Origin of the sequence: Streptomyces sp. NPDC048734 (genome assembly GCF_043198675.1) — a bacterium.
GTDB lineage: Bacteria > Actinomycetota > Actinomycetes > Streptomycetales > Streptomycetaceae > Streptomyces.
Window position 1 is genome coordinate 674,790 of sequence record NZ_JBICUZ010000002.1, and the last position, 14,754, is coordinate 689,543.

Sequence of the window (14,754 nt, forward strand, 5' to 3'; positions counted from 1 at the left end):
CTACTGGCCGTCGTCCTCGCGCTTCAGGGCCACCAGCGCACGGCCGGTGACCTCGTCGACCGGGCCCATGGCCTCGATCGTCACGACAAGGCCCTGCGCCTTGTAGTAGTCGATGATCGGCTCGGTCTGCGTGTGGTAGACCTCGAGCCGCGTGCGGACGGTGTCCTCGGAGTCGTCGTCGCGCTGGTACAGCTCCCCGCCGCAGACGTCGCAGACGCCGTCCTTCGACGGCTTCTTGTACGTCACGTGGAAGACGTGCGAGGAGTCGTTGCGGCAGATGCGCCGGCCGGCGATCCGCTTGACGACCTCCTCCTCGGGGGCCTCCAGGTCCAGTACCGCGTCCAGCTTGATGCCCTCGCTGGTGAGCAGCTCGTCCAGTGCCTCGGCCTGCGAGACGTTGCGCGGGAAACCGTCGAGCAGGAAGCCGCGCTCGGCGTCCGGCTGCTCCATGCGGTCCTTCGCCATGGCGATGGTGACCTCGTCGGGGACGAGGTTGCCGGCGTCCATGTAGGACTTCGCGAGTTTCCCGAGCTCCGTCTGCCGGCTGATGTTGGCGCGGAACAGGTCGCCCGTGGAGATGTGGGGTACGCGCAGCTTCTCGGCTAGGCGAGTGGCCTGCGTTCCCTTACCGGCGCCCGGCGGCCCGACGAGGACGATACGCATCAGCGGAGGAACCCTTCGTAATTGCGCTGCTGAAGCTGGCTCTCGATCTGCTTCACCGTCTCGAGGCCCACACCCACGATGATCAGGATGCTGGTACCACCGAACGGGAAGTTCTGGTTTGCCCCGAAACCAGCCAACGCCATCGTCGGCACGAGAGCGATCAGCCCCAGATACAGCGAACCCGGCCAGGTGATCCGGTTGAGTACGTAGCTCAGGTACTCAGCGGTCGGTCGGCCAGCCCGGATGCCCGGGATGAAGCCACCATACTTCTTCATGTTGTCGGCGACTTCCTCGGGGTTGAAGGAGATGGCCACGTAGAAGAAGGCGAAGAAGACGATCAGGAAGAAGTAGAGAGTGATGTGCGCGGGCGCCGCCGTGTCCGCCAGGTTCTGCGTGATCCAGGTCGCCCAACCCGCCTGCGAGTTGGAGAACTGCACGATCAGAGCCGGGATGTAGAGCAGCGACGAGGCGAAGATGACCGGGATCACACCGGCCTGGTTCACCTTCAGCGGGATGTACGTCGACGTACCGCCGTAGGAGCGGCGGCCGATCATGCGCTTGGCGTACTGCACCGGGATGCGGCGCTGGGCCTGCTCGACGAAGACCACCAGGCCGACCATGACCAGGCCGACGAGGATGACCGTGCCGAACTCGATCCAGCCGTCGGCCAGCGTGCCCTGCTTCTTGATGGCCCACAGCGCGGAGGGGAAGGTGGCGGCGATCGAGATGAACATCAGGATCGACATGCCGTTGCCGATGCCGCGGTCGGTGATCAGCTCACCGAGCCACATGACTGCGGCCGTACCGGCGGTCATGCAGATGACCATCGTGATGGTGGTGAAGATCGCGCGGTCCGGGACGATCTGGCCGGCCACCGAGCAGCCCGAGAAGAGCGCGCCGCTGCGGGCGGTGGCCACCAGGCCGGTGCCCTGGAGGATGGCGAGCGCCACGGTCAGGTACCGGGTGTACTGGGTGATCTTCGCAGTACCGGCCTGGCCCTCCTTCTTGAGCGCTTCCAGACGCGGGATGACCACGGTCAGCAGCTGAAGGATGATGCTCGCCGTGATGTACGGCATGATGCCCAGGGCGAAGATCGTGATCTGCAGCAGCGCGCCGCCGCTGAACATGTTGACCAGACCGAAGAGGCCCTGGTTGCCGGATGCCTCGTCCACGCAGGTCTGGACGCTCTTGTAGTCGACACCCGGGATCGGGACATGGGTGCCGACCCGGTAGACCACGATGATGCCGAGCGTGAAGAGCAGCTTCTTGCGCAGGTCGGGCGTCTTGAACGCCCGGGCGAACGCGGTGAGCACGGTGCCTCCTGCGACCCCCGCGCGTCTGCGTCAAGGGTGACGGTGTTGAGGTTCCAATAAGAAACAACGACATGTGTAACGGTCGACTGCCGCCCAAGGTGCCCCATCGGAGGCACCTTGTGAAAGAGGGCAGTGCAGGCCACCTTACCGGCGACACTGCCGCCCTAGGAACGACCAACCGGGGATACCCCATTTGTGGGGTATCCCCGGTCGGGATCGCTCAAGTCATCGAGACGCCTGTGGTGTTCAGACGAGCTCGGTGACCGTACCGCCCGCGGCGGTGATCTTCTCCTTGGCGGAACCGGAGACGGCGTCGACCGTCACCTGCAGCGCCACGGAGATCTCGCCCTGGCCGAGCACCTTGACGAGGCTGTTCTTGCGAACGGCACCCTTGGCGACGAGCCCCTCGACGGTGACCTCGCCACCCTCCGGGTACAGCGCCGCCAGCTTGTCGAGGTTCACGACCTGGAACTCGGTCTTGAACGGGTTCTTGAAGCCCTTGAGCTTCGGAAGACGCATGTGGAGGGGCATCTGCCCACCCTCGAAGCGCTCCGGAACCTGGTAACGGGCCTTCGTGCCCTTGGTACCACGACCGGCCGTCTTACCCTTCGACGCCTCACCACGACCCACACGGGTCTTGGCGGTCTTGGCGCCCGGGGCGGGACGGAGGTTGTGGATCTTGAGCGGGTTGTTCTCCGCCATGATCAGTCGACCTCCTCGACCGTCACGAGGTGGCGGACGGTGTGCACCATTCCGCGGAACTCGGGGCGGTCCTCCTTGACGACCACGTCGTTCAGGCGCTTGAGCCCGAGCGAACGCAGGGTGTCACGGTGGTTCTGCTTGCTGCCGATGTACGACTTCGTCTGCGTGATCTTGAGCTGAGCCATTACGCAGCACCAGCCCCGGCACGCGCACGAAGCAGAGCCGCGGGAGCGACGTCCTCGAGGGGCAGACCGCGGCGGGCCGCGATCTCCTCGGGACGCTGCAGGCCCTTCAGGGCCTCCACGGTCGCGTGCACGATGTTGATCGCGTTCGACGAACCGAGCGACTTCGACAGGATGTCGTGAACGCCGGCGCACTCGAGCACGGCACGCACCGGGCCACCGGCGATAACGCCGGTACCGGGGGACGCCGGCTTGAGCAGGACGACGCCCGCCGCCTTCTCACCCGTGATCGGGTGCGGGATGGTGCCCTGGATACGGGGGACCTTGAAGAAGTGCTTCTTGGCCTCCTCCACACCCTTGGCGATGGCGGCCGGCACCTCCTTGGCCTTGCCGTAACCGACACCGACGGTGCCGTCACCATCGCCCACCACGACCAGCGCGGTGAAGCTGAAGCGACGACCACCCTTCACTACCTTGGCGACGCGGTTGATCGCGACGACGCGCTCAACGTACGCGGTCTTCTCGGCGGCAGCTGCGCCGCCGTCACGGCCCTTCCGGTCCCGCCGCTCGCCGCCACCGGCACCGCCACCGCGGCGCTGGGGTCCAGCCATTGGAATTACCTCTCTCTGTCTCCGCTAGCTACGGAACCAGGACTCAGAACTTGAGTCCGGCCTCGCGGGCTGCGTCCGCCAGAGCGGCAATGCGCCCGGCGTACTGGTTACCACCACGGTCGAAAACGACGGCCTCGACACCGGCGGCCTTGGCACGCTCGGCGACCAGGGCGCCGACCTGCTTGGCCTGCGCCGACTTGTCGCCCTCGGCACCGCGGATCGAGGTGTCCAGGGTGGACGCCGACGCAAGGGTGTGACCCTTGAGGTCGTCGATCACCTGGGCCACGATGTGGCGGTTCGAGCGGGTTACGACCAGACGGGGGCGCTCCGACGTACCGGCGATCCGCTTGCGGATCCGGATGTGACGGCGCTTGATCGCGGCGCGCTTGTAGGCGTCGCCCTTCAGGATCTTCTGCCCGTATGCCATGGCTTACTTACCCGCCTTTCCGACCTTGCGGCGGATGACTTCGCCCTCGTACTTGACACCCTTGGCCTTGTACGGGTCGGGCTTGCGCAGCTTGCGGATGTTGGCCGCAACCTCGCCGACCTTCTGCTTGTCGATGCCCTCGACCTGGAAGCGGGTCGGGGTCTCCACCTTGAAGGTGATGCCCTCGGGCGCCTCGACGGTGATCGGGTGGCTGTAACCGAGCGCGAACTCGAGGTTCGAACCCTTCGCGGTCACGCGGTAACCGACACCACTGATCTCGAGCTTCTTCACGTAACCCTGGGTCACGCCGGTGATCATGTTCGCCACCAGCGTGCGGGACAGGCCGTGCAGGGCCTTGCTCTGACGCTCGTCGTTGGGGCGGGTGACGTTCAGAACGCCGTCCTCACCCTTGGCGATCTCGATCGGCGCGACGACGGTGTGGGTCAGCGAGCCCTTGGGGCCCTTGACCGAGACCGTCTGGCCGTCGATGGTGACGTCCACGCCGGCGGGAACCGTGATGGGGAGCTTGCCAATGCGCGACATAGCTGTTTCCTCCGTTCCCTTCCGCTACCAGACGTAGGCGAGAACTTCTCCGCCTACGCCCTTCTTGCCGGCCTGCTTGTCGGTGAGGAGACCGTGCGACGTGGAGATGATCGCCACGCCGAGGCCGCCCAGCACCTTGGGCAGGGAGGTGGACTTCGCGTAAACCCGGAGACCGGGCTTGGAGATCCGCTTGATGCCCGCGATGGAGCGCTCACGGTTCGGACCGAACTTCAGCTCGAGGGTGAGGTTCTTGCCCACCTCGGCGTCCTCGATCTTCCAGCCCGTGATGAAGCCCTCCTGCTGGAGGATCTCCGCGATGTGAGACTTGATCTTCGATGCCGGCATCGTCACGGAGTCGTGGTACGCCGAGTTCGCGTTCCGCAGACGCGTCAGCATGTCTGCGATCGGATCAGTCATGGTCATGAGTTGGCCTGTGGCCTCTCTCGCCGGGGTTTCCTGGTGCGCCATCCCTCTCCCCGATCCGAGACGGGACGGGTGCGGCGCGGTGGACCTACGGCGTAGTAAGTCGTACGGGCGTCAGGCGCCCAACCCTCCCAGCCTACGCCATGAAGGGGTGGGCACCTGACACTGCCCTTTACTTACCGAGAGCTCAGGAATCCCGAAGTACGGGGATTACCAGGAGCTCTTGGTCACGCCCGGCAGCTCGCCACGGTGAGCCATCTCACGAAGGCACACGCGGCAGAGGCCGAACTTGCGGTACACGGAGTGCGGACGGCCGCAGCGCTGGCAGCGCGTGTAGCCGCGTACTCCGAACTTGGGCTTACGAGCAGCCTTGGCAATCAGAGCCTTCTTCGCCATCTCGCTCACGCCTCCTTGAAGGGGAAGCCGAGGTGACGAAGGAGCGCACGGCCCTCAGCGTCGTTGGTCGCCGTGGTGACCACGGTGATGTCCATACCCCGGACGCGGTCGATCTTGTCCTGGTCGATCTCGTGGAACATGACCTGCTCCGTGAGACCGAAGGTGTAGTTGCCACGGCCGTCGAACTGCTTGGGGGACAGGCCGCGGAAGTCGCGGATGCGCGGAAGCGCCAGCGACAGGGTGCGGTCCAGGAACTCCCACATGCGGTCGCCACGGAGCGTGACGTGAGCACCGATCGGCTGACCCTCGCGCAGCTTGAACTGCGCGATGGACTTGCGGGCCTTGGTGACGGCCGGCTTCTGACCGGTGATCGTGGTGAGGTCGCGGATCGCGCCCTCGATCAGCTTGGAGTCGCGGGCGGCGTCGCCCACACCCATGTTGACCACAATCTTGACGAGGCCGGGGATCTGCATGACGTTCTCGTAGGAGAACTCCTCACGCAGCTTGCCCGCGATCTCCTCGCGGTACTTCGTCTTCAGACGCGGAGTGGTGGTGGTAGCCATCAGATGTCCTCACCCGTCCGCTTGGCAACGCGGATCTTGTTGCCCTCGTCGTCGAAGCGGTAACCGACACGCGTGACGACCTTGTTGCCGTCCTTCTCCACGACCAGCTGAACGTTGGACACGTGGATCGGGGCCTCGGTGGTCACGATGCCGCCGGCCTGGGAACCGCTGGCGGTCGGGCCGGCCTTGGTGTGCTTCTTGACCCGGTTGACACCCTCGACCAGGACGCGGTCCTCGCGGGGGAAGGCCGCGATGACCTTGCCCTGCTTGCCCTTGTCCTTACCGGTGATGACCTGGACCAGGTCGCCCTTCTTGATCTTCATGCTTACAGCACCTCCGGCGCGAGCGAGATGATCTTCATGAACTTCTTCTCGCGCAGCTCACGGCCGACCGGGCCGAAGATACGGGTGCCGCGAGGGTCGCCGTCGTTCTTCAGAATGACGGCGGCGTTCTCGTCGAAGCGGATGTACGAGCCGTCCGGACGGCGGCGCTCCTTGACGGTGCGAACGATGACCGCCTTGACGACGTCACCCTTCTTCACGTTGCCACCGGGGATCGCGTCCTTGACGGTGGCGACGATGACGTCACCGATGCCCGCGTAGCGGCGACCGGAGCCACCGAGCACACGGATGCAAAGGATCTCCTTCGCACCAGTGTTGTCGGCGACACGCAGTCGCGACTCCTGCTGGATCACGTCTATCTCCTGTTTGTCTGCCGGTTCCCGGCAGGGGCCGCCTCTTCACGAGGTGGGGCCCCTGCCGAGCCTGGCGGAACCGTCCTGCGGGGTTGCCCGCAGGCGTACTGGTGGGAGTTCCCTTGCGGGAACTACCTACTTGGCCTTCTCGAGGATCTCGACGACGCGCCAGCGCTTCGTCGCGGACAGCGGACGCGTCTCCATGAGGAGGACGCGGTCGCCGACGCCCGCGGCGTTCTGCTCGTCGTGGGCCTTGAGCTTGTTGGTACGGCGGATGACCTTGCCGTACAGCGCGTGCTTGACGCGGTCCTCGACGGCGACGACGACGGTCTTGTCCATCTTGTCGCTGACGACGAGACCCTCACGGGTCTTGCGGAAGCCGCGGGCCTCTGCAGTCTGCTCAGTCACGTTGTTCTCACTCATCAGGCGCTCTCCACCGTCTCGATGCCCAGCTCGCGCTCACGCATCAGGGTGTAGATCCGCGCGATGTCCTTGCGGACGGCCTTCAGCCGACCGTGGTTCTCGAGCTGACCGGTCGCCGCCTGGAAGCGGAGGTTGAACAGCTCTTCCTTGGCTTCGCGGAGCTTCGCGAGAAGCTCCTCGTCACCCAGTTCGCGCAGCTCGGACGCCTTGGTACCGGCCGACATCACGCTTCACCTGCCTCGCGCTTGACGATCCGGCACTTCATCGGCAGCTTGTGGGCTGCGCGAGTGAGGGCCTCACGGGCGATCTTCTCGTTGGGGTAGGACAGCTCGAACATGACCCGACCCGGGTGCACGTTCGCGATCCACCACTCGGGCGAACCCTTACCGGAACCCATGCGGGTCTCGGCGGGCTTCTTCGTGAGCGGGCGGTCCGGGTAGATGTTGATCCAGACCTTGCCGCCACGCTTGATGTGGCGGGTCATCGCGATACGAGCCGCCTCGATCTGGCGGTTGGTCACGTACGCCGGCGTGAGGGCCTGGATGCCGTACTCGCCGAACGCGACCGTCGTACCACCCTTGGCCTGACCACGGCGCTTCGGGTGGTGCTGCTTGCGGTGCTTGACCCTACGGGGGATCAGCATGTCGGTCAGGCCTCCGTTCCGGTGCTCTCAGCCGGAGCGGCGGCGGGGGCGTCGGCCTTGGGGGCCTCGGCACCGGCAGCCTGCTGCGGCTTGCGACCGCGCCGCTCGCCACCGCCGCCACGGCCACCACGGGCCGGGCGGTCGGCGCCGCCGCCACCGCCACGGGCCGGGCGGTTGCCGGCGCGGGCAGCGGCGTTCTCGGCACGGACCTCGGCGATGTTCTTGACATCGCCCTTGTAGATCCAGACCTTCACACCGATGCGGCCGAAGGTCGTCTTGGCCTCGAAGAAGCCGTAGTCCACGTTCGCGCGGAGCGTGTGCAGGGGCACACGGCCCTCGCGGTAGAACTCCGAGCGGGACATCTCGGCGCCGCCGAGGCGGCCACCGCACTGGATCTTGATGCCCTTGGCGCCGGCCTTCATCGCCGACTGCATGCTCTTACGCATGGCGCGGCGGAAGGAGACGCGGGAGGAGAGCTGCTCGGCGACGGCCTGGGCGACCAGCTGGGCATCCGTCTCGGGGTTCTTGACCTCGAGGATGTTCAGCTGGACCTGCTTGCCCGTGAGCTTCTCGAGGTCGCCGCGGATGCGGTCGGCCTCGGCGCCACGGCGGCCGATGACGATGCCCGGACGAGCGGTGTGGATGTCCACACGCACGCGGTCACGGGTGCGCTCGATCTCCACCTTCGAGATGCCGGCGCGCTCCATGCCGGACGTCATCATCCGACGGATGGCGACGTCTTCCTTGACGTAGTCCTTGTACAGCTTGTCGGCGTACCAGCGGGACTTGAAGTCCGTGGTGATGCCGAGCCGGAACCCATGCGGGTTAACCTTCTGGCCCATTACCGGGTCCCTTCCTTGCTGCTGACGACCACGGTGATGTGGCTGGTCCGCTTGCGGATCCGGTAGGCGCGGCCCTGGGCACGCGGACGGAACCGCTTCAGGGTCGGGCCCTCGTCGACGTACGCCTCGGAGATGAAGAGGCTGTCGGCGTCAGTGTGGTCGTAGTTGTGCGCGGCGTTGGCGATGGCGCTGTCCAGCACCTTGCCGACCGGCACGCTCGCGGCCTGCGGGGCGAAACGCAGGACCGCCTGAGCCTCCGTGGCGTCCATGCCACGAATAAGGTCCACCACGCGGCGGGCCTTCATGGGCGTGACGCGGATGTACCGCGCCTGGGCCCTGGCTTCCATGGTTGTCCTTCCAGTGTCTGTCATGGTCATTCCACCCCGCGTTAGCGGCGCTTCGACTTCCGGTCGTCCTTGACGTGACCCCGGAAGGTGCGCGTCGGCGAGAACTCGCCGAGCTTGTGGCCGACCATCGACTCGGTGACAAACACCGGAATGTGGGTCTTGCCGTTGTGCACCGCGATCGTGTGACCCAGCATGCTGGGAATGATCATCGAGCGACGGGACCAGGTCTTGATGACGTTCTTGGTGCCTGCCTCGTTCTGTACGTCCACCTTCTTGATCAGGTGGTCGTCGACGAAGGGCCCCTTCTTGAGACTGCGCGGCATCTAAACCCGCTCCTAGCGCTTCTTGTTCGTCTTGCGGCGGCGGACGATGTACTTGTTCGAAGCCTTCTTCGGCGAACGAGTACGACCCTCCTTCTGACCCCAGGGGCTGACCGGGTGGCGACCACCGGAGGTCTTGCCCTCACCACCACCGTGGGGGTGGTCAACCGGGTTCATCGCCACACCGCGAACGGTCGGGCGGACGCCCAGCCAGCGCTTGCGGCCGGCCTTGCCCCAGTTGATGTTGCTCTGCTCGGCGTTGCCGACCTCGCCGACCGTGGCGCGGCAGCGCTGGTCGACCAGGCGGATCTCACCGGACGGCATGCGGAGGTGGGCCATGGTGCCCTCCTTCGCGAGCAGCTGCACGGAGGCACCGGCGGAGCGGGCGAACTTGGCGCCGCCACCGGGACGGATCTCGATCGCGTGGATCGTGGTACCGACCGGGATGTTGCGGAGCGCCAGGTTGTTGCCCGGCTTGATGTCGGCCCCGGGACCGTTCTCGACGCGGTCACCCTGCTGCAGGTTGCGCGGGGCGAGGATGTAGCGCTTCTCGCCGTCCGCGTAGTGCAGCAGCGCGATGCGCGCGGTGCGGTTGGGGTCGTACTCGATGTGCGCGACCTTCGCCGGCACGCCGTCCTTGTCGTGACGACGGAAGTCGATCACGCGGTAGGCGCGCTTGTGTCCGCCACCCTGGTGGCGAACGGTCACACGACCGGCGTTGTTACGGCCGCCCTTGCTGTGCAGCGGGCGGACCAGCGACTTCTCCGGCGTGGACCGCGTGACCTCGACGAAGTCGGCGACGCTGGAGCCACGACGGCCCGGCGTAGTCGGCTTGTACTTGCGGATACCCATTGTCTCTCAGTCCTCGGAAGTTTCCGATTATCTGGACGCTCCGACCCGCTTACGCGGTCGGACCGCCGAAGATGTCGATACGGTCGCCCTCAGCAAGGGTCACGATCGCGCGCTTGGTGGAAGCGCGCTGACCGAAACCGGTCTTGGTGCGCTTGCGCTTGCCCTGGCGGTTGATCGTGTTGACCCCGGTGACCTTGACCGAGAAGACCGCCTGGACGGCCTGCTTGATCTGGGTCTTGTTGGCGTTCGGGTCGACGATGAACGTGTACTTGTTCTCGTCGAGGAGCGCGTAGCTCTTCTCCGACACGACCGGCTTCAGCAGCACGTCACGGGGGTCCGTGTACGCCTTGCTGGGCGCGGTGACGACGGTGTTCTTGCCCTCGGCCTCGTGGCGCTTCGCCTTGGCGATGCGCGCGGCCTTGGCGGCCTTGGCCGCCTTGGGGGCGATGCTCGGGTGACGCGTAGCCATCAGGCGTCACTCCCTTCGGTGTCGTTGGCCTTCGGGCCGGCGACGAAGGACTCGAGAGCGGCCTGGGTGAAGACCACGTCGTCCGAGACGATCACGTCGTACGTGTTCAGCTGGCCCGGCTCCAGGATGTGCACCTGGGGCAGGTTGCGGGCGGACAGCCACGCGGCCTCGTCGGCGCGGTCGACGACCAGGAGCAGGTTCTTGCGCTCCGAGATCTTGCCGAACAGCGTCCGAGCGGACTTCGTGGACGGGGTGTCGCCCTCGATCACGCCGGTGACGACGTGGATGCGGTTGTGGCGGGCCCGGTCGGTGAGGGCGTGGCGCAGGGCCGCGGCCTTCATCTTCTTCGGGGTCCGCTGCGAGTAGTCACGCGGCACGGGACCGTGCACGACGCCACCACCGGCGAACTGCGGCGCGCGGGTCGAACCCTGACGGGCGCGGCCGGTGCCCTTCTGGCGGTACGGCTTCTTGCCACCACCGCGGACTTCACCGCGGCGCTTGGTCTTGTGCGTGCCCTGACGGGCAGCGGCGTTCTGCGCGACGACGACCTGGTGGATCAGCGGGATGCTGACCTTCTCCACGCCGAAGATCTCCGCGGGGAGCTCGACGCTACCGGTCTTCTCGCCTGCAGGCGAAAGGATGTCAACAGTGCTCATCGGTTACCTCAGGCCCCCTTGGCCGCGGTGCGGACCAGGACGAGGCCGCCGTTCGGACCGGGAACCGCGCCCTTGATGAGCAGCAGACCCTTCTCCGCGTCAACGGCGTGGACGGTCAGGTTCTGGGTGGTGACCCGCTCGTTGCCCATGCGACCCGCCATGCGGAGGCCCTTGAACACGCGGCCCGGGGTGGCGCAGCCACCGATGGAACCGGGGGAGCGGTGCTTGCGCTGGGTGCCGTGTCCGGCGCCGAGGCCCTTGAAGTTGTGACGCTTCATGACACCGGCGAAGCCCTTGCCCTTGCTCTTGCCGGTCACGTCGACCTTGATGCCGGCCTCGAACACCTCGGCGGTGATCTCCTGGCCGAGGGTGTACTCGCTGGCGTCAGCGGTACGGATCTCGACGAGGTGGCGGCGGGGAGTGACGTCGGCCTTGGCGAAGTGGCCCTTGAGGGGCTTGTTCACCTTGCGCGGGTCGATCTCGCCGAAGGCGATCTGCACCGACTCGTAGCCGTCGGCGTCGTTCGTACGCACCTGGGTGACGACGTTGGGGCCGGCCTTGACGACGGTGACCGGAACAACACGGTTGTTCTCGTCCCACACCTGCGTCATGCCGAGCTTCTCGCCCAGGATGCCCTTGATCTGCTTGGTCATCTTCAGATCACCGGCCTCAGAGCTTGATCTCGATGTCGACACCGGCCGGGAGGTCGAGTCGCATCAGAGAGTCAACGGTCTTGGGGGTCGGGTCGAGGATGTCGATCAGGCGCTTGTGCGTGCGCATCTCGAAGTGCTCGCGCGAGTCCTTGTACTTGTGCGGCGACTTGATGACGCAGTACACGTTCTTCTCAGTGGGCAGCGGCACCGGGCCCGCGACCGACGCACCAGTACGCGTCACCGTCTCGACGATCTTCTTCGCCGAGCTGTCGATGACCTCGTGGTCGTAGGCCTTGAGCCGGATGCGGATCTTCTGTCCCGCCATGGCTACTCAGTAGTCCTGTCTCTTCTCACGCTCTGGACCTGGTGGGCCCCTTACCGTTTCCTCCGACCCACGCGGTCGGGCGTGTCGCGCTCCCGCTGACACGGATGTCCTGACGTTCGAACATCCCTGCGGGGAATGCACACGGCCCTACCGGAACCGCAGACCGGGGGCGGAAGGCCCACCGGGTGCCTGGTCGGTGTCGCACCCACGCTTCCCGGAAGATTCCCGTACGTCCGCCCCAGCGCTGCCATGAGGCAGTTGGGGCGACGAGTACTGTGGGACTCGCTTCCGGTCCTCCCGGCGGGAGGCGCGCAGCATCAACACTCGACCGAGCAACTCGGACAGTCTGCCATATGGGGCGGGGGCCTGGCCAATCGGGCCGGAGAGAATACCCCCGGAGTGACGAGGATCAAACACGGCCCGGGATCGGACACGGCCGGCGCCCGTTCCACTGGCGTTCGGCCGCGTGCGGCCGCCGCACCTCCGCGATCCCGTCGAGGCCCAGGGGCGGCGCCCGGCCGGAGTGCTCACGGCCGCGGCCGTACGACACGCGGCCGTCCGAAGGCGGGGCCGTACGGCGGTGGCGGTGCCCGTGTGCGCCCGTCAGCCCCGTGTGGCGACCGTGAGGAGGACCGCGGCGTCCTCCGTCGCCTCCAGACCGTGGCGGGCCCGCGGGACGACGAGGAGGTCGCCGGTGCGGCCCTCCCACGCGGTGTCGCCGCTGGTGAGCCGGACCCGTCCGCGCAGCACCAGCAGCGTCGCCTCGCCGGGACTCTCGTGGTCGGCGAGGGAGGTGCCGGCGGTCAGGGCGAGGAGGGTCTGGCGCAGGCTGTGCTCGTGGCCGCCGTAGACGGTGCTCGCGCTGCGGCCGGTGGAGGAGGCCGCGGCGCGTTCGAGCTGTTCGCGGGTGAGCGCGTCGAGGGAGAGTTTCGTCTGCATGGCCGCAAGTCTTCCCGGGCGGGGCGGACGGCCGCCAGGGCCGTGCGGGGTAGTCCGAGGAGCCGGGACGGGCATGACCCCCTGTGATCCGCGTACTTGCCGAACGCCCCTCCGCGCCGGTCACCGCACCGGGCCGAACGCCTCGGGTGCGAGGACGACCCGGTGGCGGCGGTGGGACCGCCGGGGCCGACCGGCCCGGTCGGCCCCTCCACTGCGTGACGACCTGACGCGTGATGCGTCACGCGTCAGATGACGCCCTGCGCCAGCATCGCGTCCGCGACCCGCTCGAAGCCGGCGATGTTCGCGCCCGCCACGTAGTCGCCGGGGGCGCCGTAGCGCTCGGCGGTCTCGGCGCAGGTGGTGTGGATGTCGGTCATGATCCTGGCCAGCTCGTCCTCGACCTGGTCGGCCTTCCACGACGTACGCGACGCGTTCTGCGTCATCTCCAGCGCGCTGACCGCGACCCCGCCCGCGTTGGCCGCCTTGCCGGGGCCGAAGGCGACACCGGCCCGCTGGAACAGCTGCACGGCCTCCGGTGTGGTCGGCATGTTCGCGCCCTCGGAGACCGCCTTCACGCCGTTGCGGACGAGGGCGGCCGCGTCGTCGGCGTTCAGTTCGTTCTGCGTGGCGGACGGCAGCGCGACGTCGGCCGGGACCTCCCAGACCCGCCCGCCGGGCACGAACCGCGCGGAGGCGCCGCGCCGCTCGGCGTACGTGCTCACCCGGCCGCGCTCGACCTCCTTGACCTGGCGCAGCAGCTCCAGGTCGATGCCCTTGTCGTCGACGACGTAGCCGCCGGAGTCGGAGCAGGTGACCGGGTTGGCGCCGAGTGCGGCCAGCTTCTGGATGGTGTGGATCGCGACGTTCCCGGAGCCGGAGACGACCGCCGTCTGCCCCTCCAGGTCCTCACCGCGGGCGCGCAGCATGGCCTCCGCGAACAGCACGTTGCCGTATCCGGTCGCCTCGGGCCGGATCAGCGAGCCGCCCCAGCCGGCGCTCTTGCCGGTCAGGACGCCGCCCTCCCAGCGGTTGGTGATCCGCCGGTACTGGCCGAACAGGTAGCCGATCTCACGGGTGCCGACACCGATGTCACCGGCCGGGATGTCGGTGTACTCGCCGATGTGCCGGTACAGCTCGGTCATGAACGACTGGCAGAACCGCATGACCTCGGCGTCGCTGCGGCCCTGCGGGTCGAAGTCGCTGCCGCCCTTGCCGCCGCCGATGCCGAGCCCGGTCAGCGCGTTCTTGAAGATCTGCTCGAAGCCGAGGAACTTGATGATGCCGAGGTTCACCGAGGGGTGGAAGCGCAGACCGCCCTTGTACGGGCCGAGGGCGCTGTTGTATTCGATCCGGAAGCCCCGGTTGACGTGCACCCGGCCGTTGTCGTCCGTCCACGGCACACGGAAGATGACCTGCCGCTCCGGCTCGATCAGCCGCTCGACGAGTCCCGGGTCCCGGTACTCGGAGCGCGCCGCGAGCGCCGGTCCGAGGCTGTCCAGCACCTCGCGCGCGGCCTGGTGGAACTCGGGTTCCGCCGGATTGCGGCGCACGAGTTCGACATGCAGATGTTCGAGCGAGGTGATCTCGGGTCGCGTCGTCACGGGGGCCCTTTCTGGCACGGCCGCCACCGGAGGCCGGGCAGCCGGTGCCGCGGTCCGATCCGGTCCGGTGAGGGGTGGCGCTCGGCACCTTCGCCGCGCGCAGGACATTTCGATGTGACCCCTGCGTAACACGGTGACCGGCGAGCCGTGGTGCGTACGCCACGATG

Annotated in this window: 25 protein-coding genes; all 25 read right to left on the minus strand. The window is 67.2% G+C overall.

The features are described from left to right. The 25 genes from ACGFQC_RS08215 to gdhA all read right to left on the minus strand — a co-directional run bounded on the left by ACGFQC_RS08215 (position 1) and on the right by gdhA (position 14,587). Positions 1-663, minus strand: coding sequence for an adenylate kinase (locus tag ACGFQC_RS08215; protein ID WP_363089035.1), 663 nt, complete (start codon positions 661-663; stop codon positions 1-3). Further along, positions 663-1,976, minus strand: coding sequence for a preprotein translocase subunit SecY (gene secY, locus ACGFQC_RS08220; protein WP_363089034.1), 1,314 nt, complete (start codon positions 1,974-1,976; stop codon positions 663-665). The genes ACGFQC_RS08215 and secY overlap by 1 nt, the downstream gene beginning before the upstream one ends. A 246-nt stretch (positions 1,977-2,222) precedes the next feature. Further along, a complete protein-coding gene (gene rplO, locus ACGFQC_RS08225; RefSeq protein WP_003974249.1) occupies positions 2,223-2,678 on the minus strand; it encodes a 50S ribosomal protein L15 in 456 nt (151 codons plus the stop codon). A gap of 2 nt (positions 2,679-2,680) precedes the next feature. Further along, the gene (rpmD, locus tag ACGFQC_RS08230; protein ID WP_030788246.1) at positions 2,681-2,863 is read right to left on the minus strand and encodes a 50S ribosomal protein L30; all 183 of its coding nucleotides are present in this window, start codon (positions 2,861-2,863) and stop codon (positions 2,681-2,683) included. Next, positions 2,863-3,471, minus strand: coding sequence for a 30S ribosomal protein S5 (rpsE, locus tag ACGFQC_RS08235; protein ID WP_013001409.1), 609 nt, complete (start codon positions 3,469-3,471; stop codon positions 2,863-2,865). Before rpsE ends, rpmD begins: the two co-directional genes overlap by 1 nt. Before the next feature lie 43 nt (positions 3,472-3,514). Beyond that, positions 3,515-3,898: a 50S ribosomal protein L18 gene (rplR, locus tag ACGFQC_RS08240; protein ID WP_073491925.1), complete on the minus strand. Its 384-nt coding sequence runs from the start codon at positions 3,896-3,898 to the stop codon at positions 3,515-3,517. Between the two features lie 3 nt (positions 3,899-3,901). Continuing rightward, positions 3,902-4,441 carry a 50S ribosomal protein L6 gene (gene rplF, locus ACGFQC_RS08245; RefSeq protein WP_099969705.1) on the minus strand — a complete coding sequence of 180 codons (540 nt, stop codon included), beginning with the start codon at positions 4,439-4,441 and terminating at the stop codon, positions 3,902-3,904. A gap of 24 nt (positions 4,442-4,465) precedes the next feature. Then, a complete protein-coding gene (gene rpsH, locus ACGFQC_RS08250; RefSeq protein ID WP_073491923.1) occupies positions 4,466-4,864 on the minus strand; it encodes a 30S ribosomal protein S8 in 399 nt (132 codons plus the stop codon). Positions 4,865-5,074: 210 nt separating this feature from the next. Continuing rightward, positions 5,075-5,260 carry a type Z 30S ribosomal protein S14 gene (locus tag ACGFQC_RS08255; protein ID WP_003948630.1) on the minus strand — a complete coding sequence of 62 codons (186 nt, stop codon included), beginning with the start codon at positions 5,258-5,260 and terminating at the stop codon, positions 5,075-5,077. Positions 5,261-5,265: 5 nt separating this feature from the next. Then, positions 5,266-5,823, minus strand: a complete 558-nt coding sequence (gene rplE, locus ACGFQC_RS08260) for a 50S ribosomal protein L5 (RefSeq protein ID WP_030788262.1) — start codon at positions 5,821-5,823, stop codon at positions 5,266-5,268. Further along, positions 5,823-6,146, minus strand: a complete 324-nt coding sequence (gene rplX / locus ACGFQC_RS08265) for a 50S ribosomal protein L24 (RefSeq protein WP_033272457.1) — start codon at positions 6,144-6,146, stop codon at positions 5,823-5,825. Before rplX ends, rplE begins: the two co-directional genes overlap by 1 nt. 2 nt (positions 6,147-6,148) lie before the next feature. Next, positions 6,149-6,517 carry a 50S ribosomal protein L14 gene (rplN, locus tag ACGFQC_RS08270; protein WP_003998823.1) on the minus strand — a complete coding sequence of 123 codons (369 nt, stop codon included), beginning with the start codon at positions 6,515-6,517 and terminating at the stop codon, positions 6,149-6,151. A gap of 135 nt (positions 6,518-6,652) precedes the next feature. Further along, positions 6,653-6,940: a 30S ribosomal protein S17 gene (gene rpsQ, locus ACGFQC_RS08275; RefSeq protein ID WP_009327090.1), complete on the minus strand. Its 288-nt coding sequence runs from the start codon at positions 6,938-6,940 to the stop codon at positions 6,653-6,655. Further along, the gene (rpmC, locus tag ACGFQC_RS08280; protein WP_003998824.1) at positions 6,940-7,164 is read right to left on the minus strand and encodes a 50S ribosomal protein L29; all 225 of its coding nucleotides are present in this window, start codon (positions 7,162-7,164) and stop codon (positions 6,940-6,942) included. Before rpmC ends, rpsQ begins: the two co-directional genes overlap by 1 nt. Next, positions 7,164-7,583, minus strand: a complete 420-nt coding sequence (gene rplP, locus ACGFQC_RS08285; protein ID WP_004927269.1) for a 50S ribosomal protein L16 — start codon at positions 7,581-7,583, stop codon at positions 7,164-7,166. The genes rpmC and rplP overlap by 1 nt, the downstream gene beginning before the upstream one ends. A 5-nt stretch (positions 7,584-7,588) precedes the next feature. Further along, positions 7,589-8,425 (minus strand): 30S ribosomal protein S3, encoded by an 837-nt coding sequence (gene rpsC / locus ACGFQC_RS08290; protein WP_363089033.1) that lies wholly within the window; start codon positions 8,423-8,425, stop codon positions 7,589-7,591. After that, on the minus strand, positions 8,425-8,772 hold the full coding sequence (gene rplV / locus ACGFQC_RS08295; RefSeq protein WP_003974262.1) for a 50S ribosomal protein L22: 348 nt from the start codon (positions 8,770-8,772) through the stop codon (positions 8,425-8,427). The genes rpsC and rplV overlap by 1 nt, the downstream gene beginning before the upstream one ends. A 41-nt stretch (positions 8,773-8,813) precedes the next feature. Further along, positions 8,814-9,095 (minus strand): 30S ribosomal protein S19, encoded by a 282-nt coding sequence (gene rpsS, locus ACGFQC_RS08300; protein ID WP_363089032.1) that lies wholly within the window; start codon positions 9,093-9,095, stop codon positions 8,814-8,816. A 12-nt stretch (positions 9,096-9,107) separates the two neighbouring features. Then, complete coding sequence (rplB, locus tag ACGFQC_RS08305; protein WP_030039757.1) at positions 9,108-9,944, minus strand: 50S ribosomal protein L2; 837 nt, start codon at positions 9,942-9,944, stop codon at positions 9,108-9,110. A gap of 49 nt (positions 9,945-9,993) precedes the next feature. Next, complete coding sequence (gene rplW, locus ACGFQC_RS08310) at positions 9,994-10,413, minus strand: 50S ribosomal protein L23 (protein ID WP_363089031.1); 420 nt, start codon at positions 10,411-10,413, stop codon at positions 9,994-9,996. Next, a complete protein-coding gene (gene rplD / locus ACGFQC_RS08315; protein ID WP_363089030.1) occupies positions 10,413-11,069 on the minus strand; it encodes a 50S ribosomal protein L4 in 657 nt (218 codons plus the stop codon). The genes rplW and rplD overlap by 1 nt, the downstream gene beginning before the upstream one ends. Before the next feature lie 8 nt (positions 11,070-11,077). Then, positions 11,078-11,722 (minus strand): 50S ribosomal protein L3, encoded by a 645-nt coding sequence (gene rplC / locus ACGFQC_RS08320; RefSeq protein ID WP_073491919.1) that lies wholly within the window; start codon positions 11,720-11,722, stop codon positions 11,078-11,080. A gap of 16 nt (positions 11,723-11,738) precedes the next feature. After that, a complete protein-coding gene (gene rpsJ, locus ACGFQC_RS08325; protein ID WP_003948644.1) occupies positions 11,739-12,047 on the minus strand; it encodes a 30S ribosomal protein S10 in 309 nt (102 codons plus the stop codon). Between the two features lie 603 nt (positions 12,048-12,650). Continuing rightward, positions 12,651-12,986: a cupin domain-containing protein gene (locus ACGFQC_RS08330; RefSeq protein ID WP_363089029.1), complete on the minus strand. Its 336-nt coding sequence runs from the start codon at positions 12,984-12,986 to the stop codon at positions 12,651-12,653. A gap of 245 nt (positions 12,987-13,231) precedes the next feature. Further along, positions 13,232-14,587: an NADP-specific glutamate dehydrogenase gene (gene gdhA, locus ACGFQC_RS08335; protein WP_363089028.1), complete on the minus strand. Its 1,356-nt coding sequence runs from the start codon at positions 14,585-14,587 to the stop codon at positions 13,232-13,234. Positions 14,588-14,754: the final 167 nt, after the last annotated feature.